The organism is Methanococcus vannielii SB, from assembly GCF_000017165.1.
Taxonomy (GTDB): Archaea; AGJL01; Methanococci; order Methanococcales; family Methanococcaceae; genus Methanococcus; species Methanococcus vannielii.
The window spans coordinates 403,394-417,483 of sequence record NC_009634.1; the positions used below are offsets into that span (position 1 = coordinate 403,394).

Annotated in this window: 11 protein-coding genes; 7 read left to right on the forward strand and 4 right to left on the reverse strand. The window is 29.5% G+C overall.

Annotated features, from left to right (window positions below):
- Positions 1-106: 106 nt before the first annotated feature.
- Positions 107-1,816 carry an arginine--tRNA ligase gene (argS, locus tag MEVAN_RS01800; RefSeq protein WP_011972162.1) on the reverse strand — a complete coding sequence of 570 codons (1,710 nt, stop codon included), beginning with the start codon at positions 1,814-1,816 and terminating at the stop codon, positions 107-109.
- 285 nt (positions 1,817-2,101) lie between these two features.
- Here argS and rqcH point away from each other — a divergent pair, with 285 nt between their 5' ends.
- Both rqcH and MEVAN_RS01810 read left to right on the forward strand, forming a co-directional pair.
- The gene (gene rqcH, locus MEVAN_RS01805) at positions 2,102-4,144 is read left to right on the forward strand and encodes a ribosome rescue protein RqcH (RefSeq protein ID WP_011972163.1); all 2,043 of its coding nucleotides are present in this window, start codon (positions 2,102-2,104) and stop codon (positions 4,142-4,144) included.
- Between the two features lie 76 nt (positions 4,145-4,220).
- Complete coding sequence (locus MEVAN_RS01810; RefSeq protein ID WP_011972164.1) at positions 4,221-4,580, forward strand: hypothetical protein; 360 nt, start codon at positions 4,221-4,223, stop codon at positions 4,578-4,580.
- A 34-nt stretch (positions 4,581-4,614) separates the two neighbouring features.
- Here the strand turns inward: MEVAN_RS01810 and MEVAN_RS01815 are convergent, their stop codons facing one another.
- From MEVAN_RS01815 to MEVAN_RS01825, 3 genes are all read right to left on the reverse strand, one after another.
- Positions 4,615-5,211 (reverse strand): EMC3/TMCO1 family protein, encoded by a 597-nt coding sequence (locus tag MEVAN_RS01815; RefSeq protein ID WP_011972165.1) that lies wholly within the window; start codon positions 5,209-5,211, stop codon positions 4,615-4,617.
- A 67-nt stretch (positions 5,212-5,278) separates the two neighbouring features.
- Entirely contained in the window at positions 5,279-5,857 is a 579-nt protein-coding gene (locus MEVAN_RS01820) for an adenylate kinase (protein WP_011972166.1), read from the reverse strand.
- Between the two features lie 169 nt (positions 5,858-6,026).
- Positions 6,027-7,952 carry an OB-fold nucleic acid binding domain-containing protein gene (locus MEVAN_RS01825; protein WP_011972167.1) on the reverse strand — a complete coding sequence of 642 codons (1,926 nt, stop codon included), beginning with the start codon at positions 7,950-7,952 and terminating at the stop codon, positions 6,027-6,029.
- Positions 7,953-8,205: 253 nt separating this feature from the next.
- Between MEVAN_RS01825 and MEVAN_RS01830 the strand changes: the two genes are divergently transcribed.
- The 5 genes from MEVAN_RS01830 (at position 8,206) to rlmH (ending at position 13,814) form a co-directional block, all read left to right on the forward strand.
- Positions 8,206-11,136 carry a HEAT repeat domain-containing protein gene (locus MEVAN_RS01830; RefSeq protein WP_011972168.1) on the forward strand — a complete coding sequence of 977 codons (2,931 nt, stop codon included), beginning with the start codon at positions 8,206-8,208 and terminating at the stop codon, positions 11,134-11,136.
- 71 nt (positions 11,137-11,207) lie between these two features.
- Positions 11,208-11,804, forward strand: a complete 597-nt coding sequence (gene tmk, locus MEVAN_RS01835; protein WP_011972169.1) for a dTMP kinase — start codon at positions 11,208-11,210, stop codon at positions 11,802-11,804.
- 88 nt (positions 11,805-11,892) lie between these two features.
- Entirely contained in the window at positions 11,893-12,249 is a 357-nt protein-coding gene (locus MEVAN_RS01840; RefSeq protein WP_011972170.1) for an NfeD family protein, read from the forward strand.
- A gap of 203 nt (positions 12,250-12,452) precedes the next feature.
- Positions 12,453-13,259 (forward strand): SPFH domain-containing protein, encoded by an 807-nt coding sequence (locus MEVAN_RS01845; RefSeq protein WP_011972171.1) that lies wholly within the window; start codon positions 12,453-12,455, stop codon positions 13,257-13,259.
- A gap of 75 nt (positions 13,260-13,334) precedes the next feature.
- Positions 13,335-13,814, forward strand: a complete 480-nt coding sequence (rlmH, locus tag MEVAN_RS01850) for a 23S rRNA (pseudouridine(1915)-N(3))-methyltransferase RlmH (protein ID WP_011972172.1) — start codon at positions 13,335-13,337, stop codon at positions 13,812-13,814.
- The last annotated feature ends 276 nt before the right edge of the window (positions 13,815-14,090 follow it).

The following is a 14,090-nucleotide window of genomic DNA, read 5'->3' on the forward strand; positions in this document are numbered from 1 at the left end:
GATATAAAATAATCTATTTTAATAGTCTTTTAATAAATTTAAAACTAAAGTTGTATTATTATATCTAAACTTTACGTATAATTTTAAAATAAAAATAAAAATAAATTTACATTTTTCCAGGCATTTCGATACCTAAAAGGTCAAGAGAATTTTCTAAAACTAATTTTGTAGAGTTTACAATCATAATTCTTGAATTTCTAACGGTTTCATTTTCTTCTTTTAATATTCTACAGTTTCCATAAAATTTATTAAATCCTTGTGCTAGTTCAAGTGCATAGTTTGCTAAAATCTGCGGTTTTCTAACTTCTGCTGACTTTTCAACAATTTCAGGAAGTTTTGAAATCAGTTTTACAATTATTTTTTCATTTTCAGCCATTTCATATTCAAACAAATTTTTTGAATTTACTAAACCTGAAGGTTCGCAATTTTCTAAAATTCTCGAACATCTTGCATGGGCATACTGAATTACTGGGCACCCTACCTTTTCAAAGTCAAGAGCTTCATCCCATCGGAATACCATGGGTTTTTCAGGCGAAATTCTAACAATATTATATCTTACTGCCCCAACTGCAATTTTTTTTGCAATTTCTTCGATTTCCTCTTCTGTTTTTGCTACTTCTCTTTTTTTAACTTCTTCTCTTGCCCTTAATTTTGCTTCTTCAAATAATTCATCCATACTGATAAATCGTCCTTGCCTTGTACTCATTGAACCTTCAGGAAGCGAAATAAATTCATAAAATACAATTTCCGCCTCATTGTATCCTAAAAGTGCAAGCGTTTTGTTTACCATTATTCCAGTTAGTTTGTGGTCTGCACCAAGTAAATTTACTGCAAAATCACAGTTTTCCATTTTAGTCATGTGATAAGCAACGTCCCTTGTTGAATATAAGCTCGTACCGTTAAGTCTTGCAAGAACCAACTTTTTTTCTATTCCAAATTCAGAAAGATCCAACCTATAAACATCTTCTTCGGTAACTTTTCCAGTTTCCATTAATCTATTTATTACATTTCTAACCAGTCCACTTCTTACAAATTCACTTTCCCAGACAAATTTATCGTGATGTATGTTTAATGTTGAAAGCGTTTCCTTAAATCCAGTGAGGGCATATTCTACGGCATTCTTAAATTTTTCAGTAATTTCATTTTCAATGCCATTTTCCATTGCTTCTTCATAATTTTTCATTAAGTTTAGAATTTCTTGCTCTAACTCTTCATTCTCATTTAGTAACTTATTTGCTTCAACATACGTTTGTCCAATTGCATGGTCAGATTTTTTCGATTTATCGAGTTTAAATCTATCATTTCCAAAAACAACAATTGCTTCTTGCCTACCCATATCATTTACATAATACTGGGTTTCTACAGTATATCCTGCTGCATTCAGTATTCTTTTTAAGCTGTCCCCAATAACCATGTTTCTACCATGTCCAATATGAAATGGGCCATTAGGATTTGCCGAAGTATGCTCTAAAATAACTTTTTTATTTTTTAAATCGCTTTTTCCAAAATTTTCCTGTTTTGAGTTAATTTCTAAAGTAGTTTCTTTTGAAAAAACAGAATAATCCATGAAAAAATTAATGTAGCCATTCAAACTTTCTATTTTTTCAATTCCCGGAATACTTAAAGATGAGGTAATTTCCTCCGCAATTATTTTTGGGGCCTTTTTAAGCTCTTTTGAAAGTCGGAATGCAATGTTTGTTGAATAATCCCCCATATTTATGGAAGGAGGTTCATCAAGTCTGATTTCGATTTGTTTTCCCGTTAAATCCAGTACTTTTTTCTCAATTGCAACCACTATCAATTTTTTAACGTCCATATTATGCCTCGCCGTGTTTTCAAAATTTAAGAGTATTTGGGTATATTTAAGTATATTTAAGAATGTTTAAATATTTTAAGACTTTAAAAGTAATATATATTCATGATGTTTAAATATATATAATTAAACAGGAAAAGAGTCTCTTTTATTGCAGTATTAGTATTTAACATGGGTATTACATAACTTTGTATTACAATAACTAGTAAATTACAGGATATGCCAATAATCAATTAAGTATTAAGTAGTGATATTCTAAAGAATTAAGATTTTTAACGGCGAGATAGTATGAAGACTGAAATGACGAATGTTGATATAAGTGTTGCAGTTAATGAACTCCAAAGCTTAATTGGGGCGAAATTTGATAAAGCATTTTTATTAAGTGGCTCTGACGGGAAAGAATTAGTTTTAAAAGTGCATCTTCCTGAAGTAGGGTCAAAAGAAATAGCGATAGGCCTTGGAAAATATAAATATATTACAATTACAGAATATGAAAGAGAAAAACCAAAAAATCCCCCTTCCTTTGCAATGCTACTTAGAAAAAACTTGAATAATATTAAAATAACGAGTATAGAACAGCACAATTTTGATAGAATTGTACTATTCAATTTTGAATGGAATGAATTAAAGTATAAATTGATTATCGAGTTATTTGGGGAAGGGAATGCAATATTACTTGATAAAAATGATGTGATAATTCTTCCATTAAAAATTGAACGGTGGAGTACAAGAAATGTTGTTCCAAAAGAAATTTATAAATTCCCTCCTCAAAAAGATCTTGAACCAAAGAATTTAGGGTATTCTATTGCAAAAGACCTGTTCTTTGAAGAATTTAAAAAAGAAGAAAACGTAAATACAGAGGTCGTTAGAATTGTTTCTAGAATTTTTGGACTTTCTGGAGTTTATGCAGAAGAAATATGCACCATTTCTAACGTTAACAAAAGTATTAAAAATCCAAACGAACAGGAACTTGAAGACCTGTTTTTTGGAACAAAACAATTTTTTAATAGAGTATTCAATGAAATTTGTTCTAAAATCACTATTAAAAATAATGAATATGTTAATATTGACCCTATTTCCCTTAAAATTCATGAAAAAATACCTGAAAATGAAATTAAAAATTATGAGAGTTTTCTTGTAGCACTTGATGAATATTTTTCAAGATTTATTATAAAAAAAGAGATTAAACAAGCTGAAACTAAGATTAATAAGCTTGTAAAAAAACAGGAACGAATATTAAACAGTCAGCTTGAAACAAAGGAAAAATACGAAAAACAGTCCGTTTTAAATCAAGAAAAGGGCGACTTGATTTATGCCAATTATATGGATGTTGATGAGATACTTTCAACAATAAGATCTGCAAGAGAAAAAATGGACTGGAATGCGATAAAAGAAGTTATCAATAAGAATAAAGATCATCAAATTTTAGGGAAAATTATAAGTGTAAACGAGAAAAATGCAGAAATAAGTTTAAAGTTATCTTTAGACTACGGTAATGGAATTATTGAAAAAAATGTAGTATTGGACTTAAGAAAAAATGCTTTTGAGAGTGCTGACGACTTTTATCAAAAATCAAAGAAGTTTAAAAATAAAGTTAGTGGAGTAATTGAAGCCTTAAAAATTTCTGAAAAGAAGTTGAATGAATTAAAAGAAAAAGAAAAAACAGATTCGGAAGTTCTCCGTGAAAAGGAGGAAAATATAAAGAAAAAAGAGAAAAAATTACTAAAATGGTATGAAAAATTAAAATGGACCCTAATTGATGGATATTTAATTGTTGCAGGAAAGGATGCAACTACCAATGAAATGATTATAAAAAGATACGTTGAAAAAAACGATATAGTATTTCACACGTTAATGGACGGAGCACCATTTACAGTAATTAAAATGAAAGATTCTGAAAAGGCACCTGAAGAAAAAACACTATTTGAGGTTTCTAAGTTTGCAGCATCACACTCAAGAGCATGGAAACTTGGAGTAGGGAGTGCCGACGTTTATTGGGTTATGCCTGACCAGATTTCAAAGACTGCGGAAAGTGGAGAGTACTTAAAAAAGGGTGCATTTGTTATTCGTGGAAAGAGAAATTTCATTAGAAGTGCTGCACTTGATTTAGGTGTCGGGATTTTTGAATATGATGGAGAACTTAAGCTAACTACTGGAACTGAAAATTCTTTAAAAGATTCATCTAAAAAATGGGTAATTTTAAAGTCCAGTAAAAAGAAAAAGAGTGATCTTGTAAAAGAAATTTTAAAAGAATTTAGTGAATTTGGAATTGATGATGAAGATGTACTTAGAATACTTCCACCTGGAGAAAGCGAGCTAAAAATAAAGTAATTTCAATTTTAACCTCAGAATAGTGATATGAAAAAGATAATAAATATATCTTAAAATACTTTAGAGAGGGTTTTTTATGAAAAATACAATTGAAAGAAGTTTTGAAATTAAGGATTATAGGATTGATGAAACGGATTTTGGAGATTTCTGGATGAATTTTGAAAATAAGGAAAAATTATCAGTAAAAATAACTTATATTCCAAAAGAAAAATCTAAATTTACCAAAAATGATGTAAATCGTATTATTAGTTGCATAATTGAAAAAAGTAAATATTTTAAAGAAAATCTTCCCAAAAATATAGGTGTAAATGTTTTATTTAAAAACCTTGGCGAAAAATGCTTTAAACCTGAAGAAAATGAAATTAAAGACCTTGAAATTAAAGAAATGGATGAAATAAGCGTCATGTTCTATTTTACAGTTTTATACCATATTTAAAAATATTTAAAAAAAATGGAATATTATGCCATTTTTATTTTATGCCCATTAACTTTCTAAGAACCATTGATGTACCCATTGAACACATTATGTACCATCCAAGCCAGCCGAGTGCTTGATCTGAAACAACTCCAAATCCGCCGTGGTAAAATATTCCGCCAATCCAGTGCCATATTCCAACAAATAGTACTTTTGAGATAATTATGGGTAGTTCAACAATAACTCCGTTCCATGCGGGAGTCATTGTATGATAAATTCCTCCAAAGTCATAAACGTGCCTAAGATATGCAAATATTATAATTATCGGAACCCATGTGTATATCATAGGTTTAAAACTCATTTTCATCATTTCCATTTGCATTTCCATCATTCTTTGCTGTTCTTTTTGTAGTCCAGCCATTAATTCTGGGTCTTTTGATGCTTTTCTAGCTTTAACCTGAAATTCTTGAAGTTCTTTTTTTAATTCTGCCATTCTTCCTTGATTAACTAGTAATTTAGTCGCTAAATTTATAATAAACGACACTAAAAGAGCGGTAAGAAATATAAAGATTGCAGGTTCCATTGTTTGTACCATCGGTAAAAAAATCGCATCCATTGAAGAATAAAATGCGGAATAAATAGATTCAAACATGTCTTTTCCCCTTTTACAAAATCGAATAAAGTTATAAATCAATTAAAAAAGTTAAAATATAAATAGATTATCTTAAAACCGAAATTAATTCTTCCACTGCATTGTCAACTAAACCGTTTTTATTTTTTACTATTTTTACGGTAGCACCAGTTAATACCCCGTAAGCCATTGCTGCACATCGGTTCATAAACTGGTGTTCTTCAATACTTTTCGTGGTCTCTAAGTCCCTATTTCGTGATTCATCACCCATTCTTCTCATTAATATCTCATCACCATCTGTTTCAACGACAATTACCATATCAGGATTTAATTCATTTAATACCCATGCTGGAAGGCCCGGTAAGTAACCTTTTGGCGTTTTTACAGTGCTATGTGTGTCAACTGCAACCGGAGAGTGCTTTGAAAGTTCTGCAATCTTTCGTCCTGCCATTTTTTGAATTCTTTTTTGTGTTTCAGGGTTTAATTTTCGCATTTGGTCTCTTTCTTCGGCTAAACCTTCTTCTTTTGCAACTTCAAACATCATACTTCCAAAATTTACCATCTTATAGCTTATTTTTTCTTCAATTAACTTATCCATTGCTTTTTGCATTACGGTTGTACTCCCAACTCCAGGAACTCCGGTTACAACAACTACATTGTTTTTCATGAAATCACCAACAAATTTTTTAAAACAAAAAAAATTTAAATCCTATTAGTAATAAACCCTATTTACTATCTAAATTACAATATATATAGGTTATTACTGGGTTATATGCCTTAAAAAATTATTAATTCTTAAAAAATAAAAAGAGACGTGAAGTAAAAATTAAATGTAATTAAATCTGTTCCAATGCATCTATTTCACGATTAATATCAATATTAGACACACTTTTAACAGAAAATTCTAGTTCATCGTTTCTAATATTTGGACTTCCGTAAAAAATAAAGTCTCTTCCAAGAATTTTTGAAAGTGCATCCAAGTTAGAAGATTTAAGTTCATTTTTAGACATTCCTGTAATTTTTTCCACATTCTGACCATAAATTCTGCAATTTATAACTGAAGTTCCGTCATCTATTGCAACTGTTGAAACTAAAAGTTCATTTGGAGTTACAGTTCCACAAGTCTCACATACGTACTCTTTTCCGGAAGCATTAAGTTTTTTCCTACAGTTTGGACATAAATTAAGTATTAAATCCTGTTTTCTAAAGTCAACAACAGTTCCACGAATTTCTGTTGATTTGCCTTCTTCAATATCTACAATAAATGACCGGTTAGATTTTACCGATATTCCTTTTGGATTTACCAAAATCTGCCCAAATCTGCCTACTGAAAGATCCATATATTCTCCACTTTCTTTAACGTAACCGTGAACTATTTTTAAAATATCGCCTTCTAAAATGGCCATTTCTGCGTAATTATCCCATAGCGACATTCGAATGCTTCCTGAATTATCATCTATAGTAATATTTTTAACCTTTCCAGTTGAACCATTACTTCTTTTAAATTCATTTATAGGATAAGCTGAAACAACCATTCCAACGACTGTAACATCATTTTTATTGGCTTTTCCAGATAATATTTCGGAAATTGGAGTTACTATCTCTTCTATCTCCTTACTTAATTTTTTATCTTTTTTAAGCTCTGAAAGGTAGCTGTAAGTTAAATCAGCTCGTTTTTCACCAGAATTATCATTATAATTTCGTAACTTACAGTTTGAAATTTTTACATAATCCCCGTTATTTAGCTCTTTTAAGACGTCCTTATTAAGGCCCCAAAATGCAATTTTTACACGGCCTGTATCATCTGAAATGTACAAATCCTGAACTTCAGAGGTTCTATCATTAAATGAGACTTCCCTTGACGGTGAAATTGTAAGTATATTTCCAGAAACATTTACAAATTCACCTTTAAAGTCAGTAAGTTCTGAAATCTTTAAATTTTCACTTAAAGATTCTTCTAACTGTCCTTCTCTTATAATGGTGATATTGTCGGCAGATAATTCAAGTCCCGAATAACCCTGTTTTGCATACCCCTTTACTTCCACGTAATCGCCTTTTTTAACTTCAAAATCTGCTAATTCATTCCAGAGTGTAACGCGAATACTTCCAGTACTGTCCTTTAAAGTTAAAGATTTTAACTGCCCTGTTGTACCGTCTTTTTTGCTGAATTCCTTTTTAGGGTATGCCAAGATTACTTCCGCATTAATTTTTGCCAAAAGATTTGGTAAAAGTTCAGAAATACTGTAATTTTCTTTCAAAATTGGATACCTTGATTCATCGTATTTTTTTAATTTTTCAATTGATAATTCAGAACCGCTATTTAATTCAACTTTATCATTCCATTTTCTACTAAATGCATTTTCAATTTTTATAACGTCCCCTTTTTTTAAACCTTCAATAAGCTCAGTCTTATCATTCCATAAGGTAAGTCGAGTAGTTCCAGTATTGTCTCCAATTGTTATCGATGCAAGTTTTCCAGTACTTCCATCTTTTTTGCTGAATTCTTTTGTATTGGAAACTTCAATTATTTTTCCAGATACTTCAACATTTTTTTGGCCGTCTTGAATGTCTTTTATTGAAAAATCATATTCTTCGTCGTCATCGTAAGTAATTTCAATACCAAATTCCTGTGCAACAAGCATTACTGCACTTTCTTCACCAAGCAAGCCTGAATTTTCTTCAATTTTTTCGTTTACTCTTTTTTCAAGTTCTTTTTTGGATAATTTCGTTAATATCTTTTGTTTTAGCTTTTCGATATTCATAAATTTACACCGGTGAATGTTTAACTAATTTTGATTAATATTTTGCTAATTCTTAATATCATTTTTCAATTGATTCAAAGGTTAGTGTAATGAATTTTACTAATGATATTTATATTGTTAAATATCCATTTTTATATTTGTTTGCATATAGTAATGACAATAAAATAATAAATAAATATTTACTTAAACTTGACTTATAATATTTACTTTAAATTAAACCATTTAATTAAATCCACTTTTTTTTGGGAAAACCATGAACATTAAGCGAATTGTATCGGAAATTAAAAAGGAAAGTTGGTATGCAAAGTTAGATGCTGTAAACCGACTTGGAAATATTACTTACGAGGAGCTAGACGATGCAGAATACGTACTTAGAAACCTACTTATAGAATTAGAATTTCCAAAAACCATAATGCAGGTTAGGATTTTATGGGCAGTCAATAATATTATAACACAATATCCAGAAATATCGTATAAAGTGATTCCCCACCTTTTAAGGATTTCTAATTCAGAAAATAAAGCAGTTAGTGAAATAGTAACTGAGTTATTGAATAGACCAGTTATGAAGTATGCAATTAAAAGATATGGGATATTGCTTTCAAAAGACTTACATTCAAAAAATTCCTTTTTAAAATTAGAAGCAATGATGAATGTGTGGAAAATGGCTCCCGTAACTCCCGAATTAATCGATTCCATACTTCCTGAAATAATTGAATCAACTTTAGAGAAAAATAACTTAAAAATAGGTATTTATTCGTGGCTAATTTTAGAATCTGAAGATAATAAAACAATTGATGAAATAGCAGACTTGGTAAATCAGGTGTATTTACATCTTGACTTAAGTGCATCTTATTCCCCATCCCACATTAAAAAACTTATATCAAGCCCAGACCTTATTTCTAAGTTTTCAGGATTAGTACTCCTTGAAAAAAACCCGGAAATAGTGAATAATGAAATTATTGAAGATATTTTAAAGATATTTACCGCTAAAAATATAAGCCGATATTTAAAAGTGAGGTTATTTTTAACATTAGGGGTTCTTTCAAAAGATAAGCCATATTTAAAAAATATTATCATTAATGAAGCAAATAATATACTACAATATGAAAAAGACTGGCTTATCATATTCGGTGCACTTGTCGGGTACTATATAATCGGAGAAAAAGTAACAAATAATGAACTTTTAACACATGATGTCTCATTAATAAGAGCAATATCCGTACAGTTGATGGATTCTAAAAATATTGAAAAAGCGCTTAACATGTTAAGTGATTCACATATTATATCCTATGTTTCAACAATAGACAGATTTACAAAGCCAGACATTAATGAAGATTTAAAATTAAAATTTTTAAATGAACTTTCAAATCCGTGGAACTACCCATATATCAACAAAAACGTCGATGATGAAGCGTTATTACGTATTAAAGAAGGTGTTTCAAGTATCGCAAACTCATGGAGTAATGAACACTGGGTTTCTAAAATAAATTTAATGAATGATATTGCTCAAATTGCAGTAAATAATCCTGAATATATAGAACAGTCATTAGAATTAATAATAAAATCTATTGAAGACAAATTTGGACTTGTAAGGGCTCAAGGGCTATGGATTGTCAGGGCAATTCTTAGTACTGAGTCTTATGACCGTTTTAAAATTTTAGAAAAACTGGATAGCTATCTTGACCCTAAATTAAAAATTAACGATCCAAATGTATTTGTAAGGCTAAATTACGTTCTCCTCCTTAGAAGTTTTTCAAACGTGTTAAAAGATATTGAAGGAAGTAATGAAAGAATTTCTGAAATTATTGGACATTTGGTACATGTTTCATTAAATGATGAAATAAAAATCGTTTCAGAGGTATCGAATCTTATATTAAAATATGACTTTAATTTCGAAATAGATAAGTCATACATTACTATTGAACATATGGATGAAATTTTAAAAGCTTATCCTTATGCTTCAACAGGAATTTTTAAGTATCTTGTAAAAAAATACCAAAATGATAGCGTTGCACTAAAACGGATATTAAAAAGTTCTGAAAAGTATTTAGAATATGGTTGTGACTTTTTATGCATTGTTAATGGAATGAATTTTGAAAATAATGAGATTTTTGAAATTACAAAAAATATTTTACAGGAAACTTCTCCAGAATGTACGGAATCAGTTAAATCGATTATAAATACGTATCTTGAAGAGAATAACTGGAAAACTAGATTAAACGGGCTTTATGCAATAAAAAATATTTCAAAAATGGATATTAAAATAATAGAAATATTCATTTTAAAAATAACAGAAATTGCATTATTTGATAGGATTTTTGAACTAAGAAATGAAGCTGGAAACCTACTTAAAAAATTACAGTACGAATACCCCGAAATCAGTAGGAAAACTTCCGTAAAATGTGTATTTAAACCTGAACCAGAATTATTAAAAATTATTAAAGAAAATGGATTTGGTGTTGATGAAGCACTTTGTGCACTGAACTTTAGAAAAGATGAAGTTTCAGATATTGAATCCCTTATAATGGTTATTTCAAAAGTTAGAAATAGTGAAAAGTGGTTTAGAAGAGTTTACGCATATAAACTCCTTGAAAACGTACTTAAACTTGAACAGATTGAAAATTACCATTATGAAATAATAAACTGGTGCCTTGAAGGTCAGATGGAGCAAAACCCTCTTATTTCAAAAATTTCAAAATCAATTCTTGAAAAACTTGGACGTACAACTGAAACGATATCATCCAAAAAAACCGTTTCAGATAGAATAAGAAAAATTGGAAGTCTTCTTGAAAGTGGTGACTGGTCAGTTAAGGTGGAGGCATTACAATCTTTACAAGACTTTATCAATGAAGGACATTATGGGTATTTAGACCTTGTAATGGATAAATTAGATGACCCTCACTGGAAAGTTAAAAATACGGCACTCGGAATACTTGCAGATATTGACCCGGATCTTATAAAACCTGCAATTCCAAAAGTAATAAGTCTTTTAAAAGACGGAGATGAATCTGTAATTTTAAAAACATTACTTACAATTAAAAAATTCGGGCAAAGAGACTCCAAAATTATCGAAAAAGTAATGCCTATGCTTGATGAACTTGAAAATTATGGGACATGGAGCATTAAAGAAGAAATAATGAGACTAAAATTAGCTCACTACCATAAAGCAAGGCAGAAACATTAATTTAAGGATTTATTAATAAATTTATTTTAAACACTAAAATTACTTTTACAATTGTTTAGGGCGAAAAAATCATGAACAAATTTATAGTTTTTGAAGGAATTGATGGGAGTGGTAAAACTACACAAGCTAAGATGCTTGCTGAAAAACTAAATGCAGAATATACTTGCGAACCTACAACTGGAAAAATAGGAAGAACTATACGAGAGGTTCTTTCTGGTTCAGAATGTAAAAAAGAAACACTAGCCCTTCTTTTTGCAGCCGATAGAGTAGAACATGTTTCTGAAATTGAAAAAATGTTACAAAAATCCCATGTGGTAACTGATAGGTACGTTTATTCATCCATAATTTACCAAACAATGCAAGGGATTTCAAAGGAATTTATTTATTCGATAAACTTTTTTGCAAAAATTCCTGATATTGTAGTAATTTTAGACGTGGATACAGAAGAAGCCTTAAAAAGAATGGAATTTAGGGAAAAAGAAATTTTTGAAAAAATAGAATTTCAAAAAAAAATTAAGCAAGAATACCATAAAATAGCAGAATTAAAATGTTCAAAATTTGAACCAACTTATGGGTTCGTAATGGTAAATACAACTGGAAAAACGCCTGAAGAGGTTTTTAACGAACTATTTAATAAAATTTTAGATAAAATTCCTGATATTATTTAAAAAAGTATATATATTGTCTCTTTTAAAACTTTATGCAGTATTATGAAACTATTTCGTATATACGCATATTCTTATAAGGTGGCTCGTTATGGAATTAGGACATGTATTCATCTTATTAGGGATGGGAATAATTGTTCTTGAAGTATTTTTACCAGGATTAAATTTTCCTGTTGCAGGGGTCGCAGTTCTTATTTATGGCATATTTTTATTATTTGCTCCTGAATGGGCGCTTCCATCTGCTTTAATTGCAGGATTACTTACAGCATACCTAATGAAAAGATTTGTATATAAAACTGGATTAGATGTTAAAATAGGAGCAGAAAAACTTATTGGAGAACATGGGGAAATAGTAGATGATATTTTAGAAAATAATTTCGGACACGTAACAATTAATGGGGAAAGATGGCAGGCAAAATCCTCAAAATCAATAAAAAAAAGGGTCTGATGTGATTATTGTAGGTATTGAAGGAGTTTCTTTAGTGGTAGAAGACTTAACTGATGAGTAAACGTAAATGATAACCGTGGTTATTATTTTATTATAATTATATTCATTACATTAATTCATTACAATTATCTAGTAGTAGTATCTACAAATAGTAATTAATAGGATTATACATAATTTCGTAATTAAATGCTTGGAGGGATAATATGCCTTTTTGGCTAAACCTGATACTAGGGATATTTCTATTATTTATCATTATAAAGTCAGTAATTATCGTAAACCAGTTTGAACTTGGAATTATATTTAGACTTGGAAAAGTTAGAGGAAAATTAACTCCGGGAATAAACTTTATAATTCCATTTATTGACGTACCTGTAAAAGTTGACGTTAGAACTAAGGTAATTGATGTTCCGCCTCAGGAAATGATTACAAGGGATAACGCAGGTGTTAAAATAGATGCAGTTATTTATTATCGAGTTATGGATGTAAGTAGGGCAATTTTAGAAGTTCAGAACTTCCAGTATGCAATTATAAACCTTGCACAGACTTCATTAAGGGCAATAATTGGTAGTCTTGAACTTGACGATGCTTTAAACAAAAGAGAATACATTAATTCAAAACTTTTAGAAACCCTTGATAGAGATACGGATGCATGGGGCGTAAAAGTAGAAAAAGTAGAGTTAAGAGAAATTGAACCACCTACTGACATTAAAAATGCAATGACCCAACAGATGAAAGCTGAAAGGTTAAAAAGAGCTGCAATTTTGGAAGCTGAGGGTGAAAAGCAGAGTAAAATCTTAAAAGCTCAAGGTATTGCAGAAAGTTTAAAAATCGAAGCAGAAGGCCAAGCAAAAGCAATACAAATTGTTTCTGAGTCTGCTCAAACCTATTTTAAAAATGAAGCACAGCTTTATAGGGCACTTGATGTAACTACAGACACGTTAAAAGACAACACTAAGTTTGTAATCTCTGAAAACGTAATGGATATTGCAAAAAAATTCATAAAGCAGTAATTTCTACTTTTTTAATATTTTTTTATATTTTAAAATTCAGCCTGTTTTAAAAATTAAGCTTTTTGTGTGAAAAATATGAATATAACAATTATTTCTGTTGGAAAAATAAAAGAAAAGTATCTTGAAGATGCAGTATTAGAATACAAAAAAAGGCTTTCTAGATACACTAAATTAAATATTATTGAAATTTCTGACGAAAAAACGCCTGAAAATCCAAGCGATGTTGAAAAGTCAAAAATACTTGATAAAGAAGCTGAAGGAATTTTTAAAAATTTAAAGGGGGATTTTTACGTAGTTACTCTTGAAATTCTTGGAAAAGAGTTAGATTCAAAAGAATTAGCAAAAAATATAAATGATCTTTCGATTTCTGGGAAAAAAAATATAGTATTTGTTATTGGGGGGTCATTAGGGCTTTCACAAAAAGTTTCTGAAAAGTCCAATTTTAAATTATCTTTTTCAAAAATGACTTTTCCACACCAACTAATGAGAGTTATCTTATTAGAACAGATTTACCGTAGTTTCAGAATAATTAACGGGGAACCATACCATAAATAAATTGTTAAGGGATTTTAATGAAATATATATGTCTTTTACTTTAATTTATAAGCCTTGAAATTTCAAAAAAATTTTATGAAAAAGTCATAATTCAAAAAATTATTCTTGATTTTGAAATAGATGATTTTGTTTATAAGTTGAAGAAACTGCAAAAATGATTCAACACCCTTTTGAATTCATAAACTCCATGATTTAAGTAGTATATAGTTATTAAAATCATATTTATTTAGTTTATTTTAAAAATTATATCTATTAGTTTATATATTCAAATAATAT

Bases quoted from the DNA above. Each gene is read 5' to 3' on its own strand.
- MEVAN_RS01845 (WP_011972171.1), top strand. From the start codon at position 12,453: ATGCCTTTTTGGCTAAACCTGATACTAGGGATATTTCTATTATTTATC.
- MEVAN_RS01820 (WP_011972166.1), bottom strand. From the start codon at position 5,857: ATGAAAAACAATGTAGTTGTTGTAACCGGAGTTCCTGGAGTTGGGAGT.
- MEVAN_RS01830 (WP_011972168.1), top strand. From the start codon at position 8,206: ATGAACATTAAGCGAATTGTATCGGAAATTAAAAAGGAAAGTTGGTAT.
- rlmH (WP_011972172.1), top strand. From the start codon at position 13,335: ATGAATATAACAATTATTTCTGTTGGAAAAATAAAAGAAAAGTATCTT.
- MEVAN_RS01840 (WP_011972170.1), top strand. From the start codon at position 11,893: ATGGAATTAGGACATGTATTCATCTTATTAGGGATGGGAATAATTGTT.
- argS (WP_011972162.1), bottom strand. From the start codon at position 1,816: ATGGACGTTAAAAAATTGATAGTGGTTGCAATTGAGAAAAAAGTACTG.
- tmk (WP_011972169.1), top strand. From the start codon at position 11,208: ATGAACAAATTTATAGTTTTTGAAGGAATTGATGGGAGTGGTAAAACT.
- rqcH (WP_011972163.1), top strand. From the start codon at position 2,102: ATGAAGACTGAAATGACGAATGTTGATATAAGTGTTGCAGTTAATGAA.
- MEVAN_RS01810 (WP_011972164.1), top strand. From the start codon at position 4,221: ATGAAAAATACAATTGAAAGAAGTTTTGAAATTAAGGATTATAGGATT.
- MEVAN_RS01815 (WP_011972165.1), bottom strand. From the start codon at position 5,211: ATGTTTGAATCTATTTATTCCGCATTTTATTCTTCAATGGATGCGATT.
- MEVAN_RS01825 (WP_011972167.1), bottom strand. From the start codon at position 7,952: ATGAATATCGAAAAGCTAAAACAAAAGATATTAACGAAATTATCCAAA.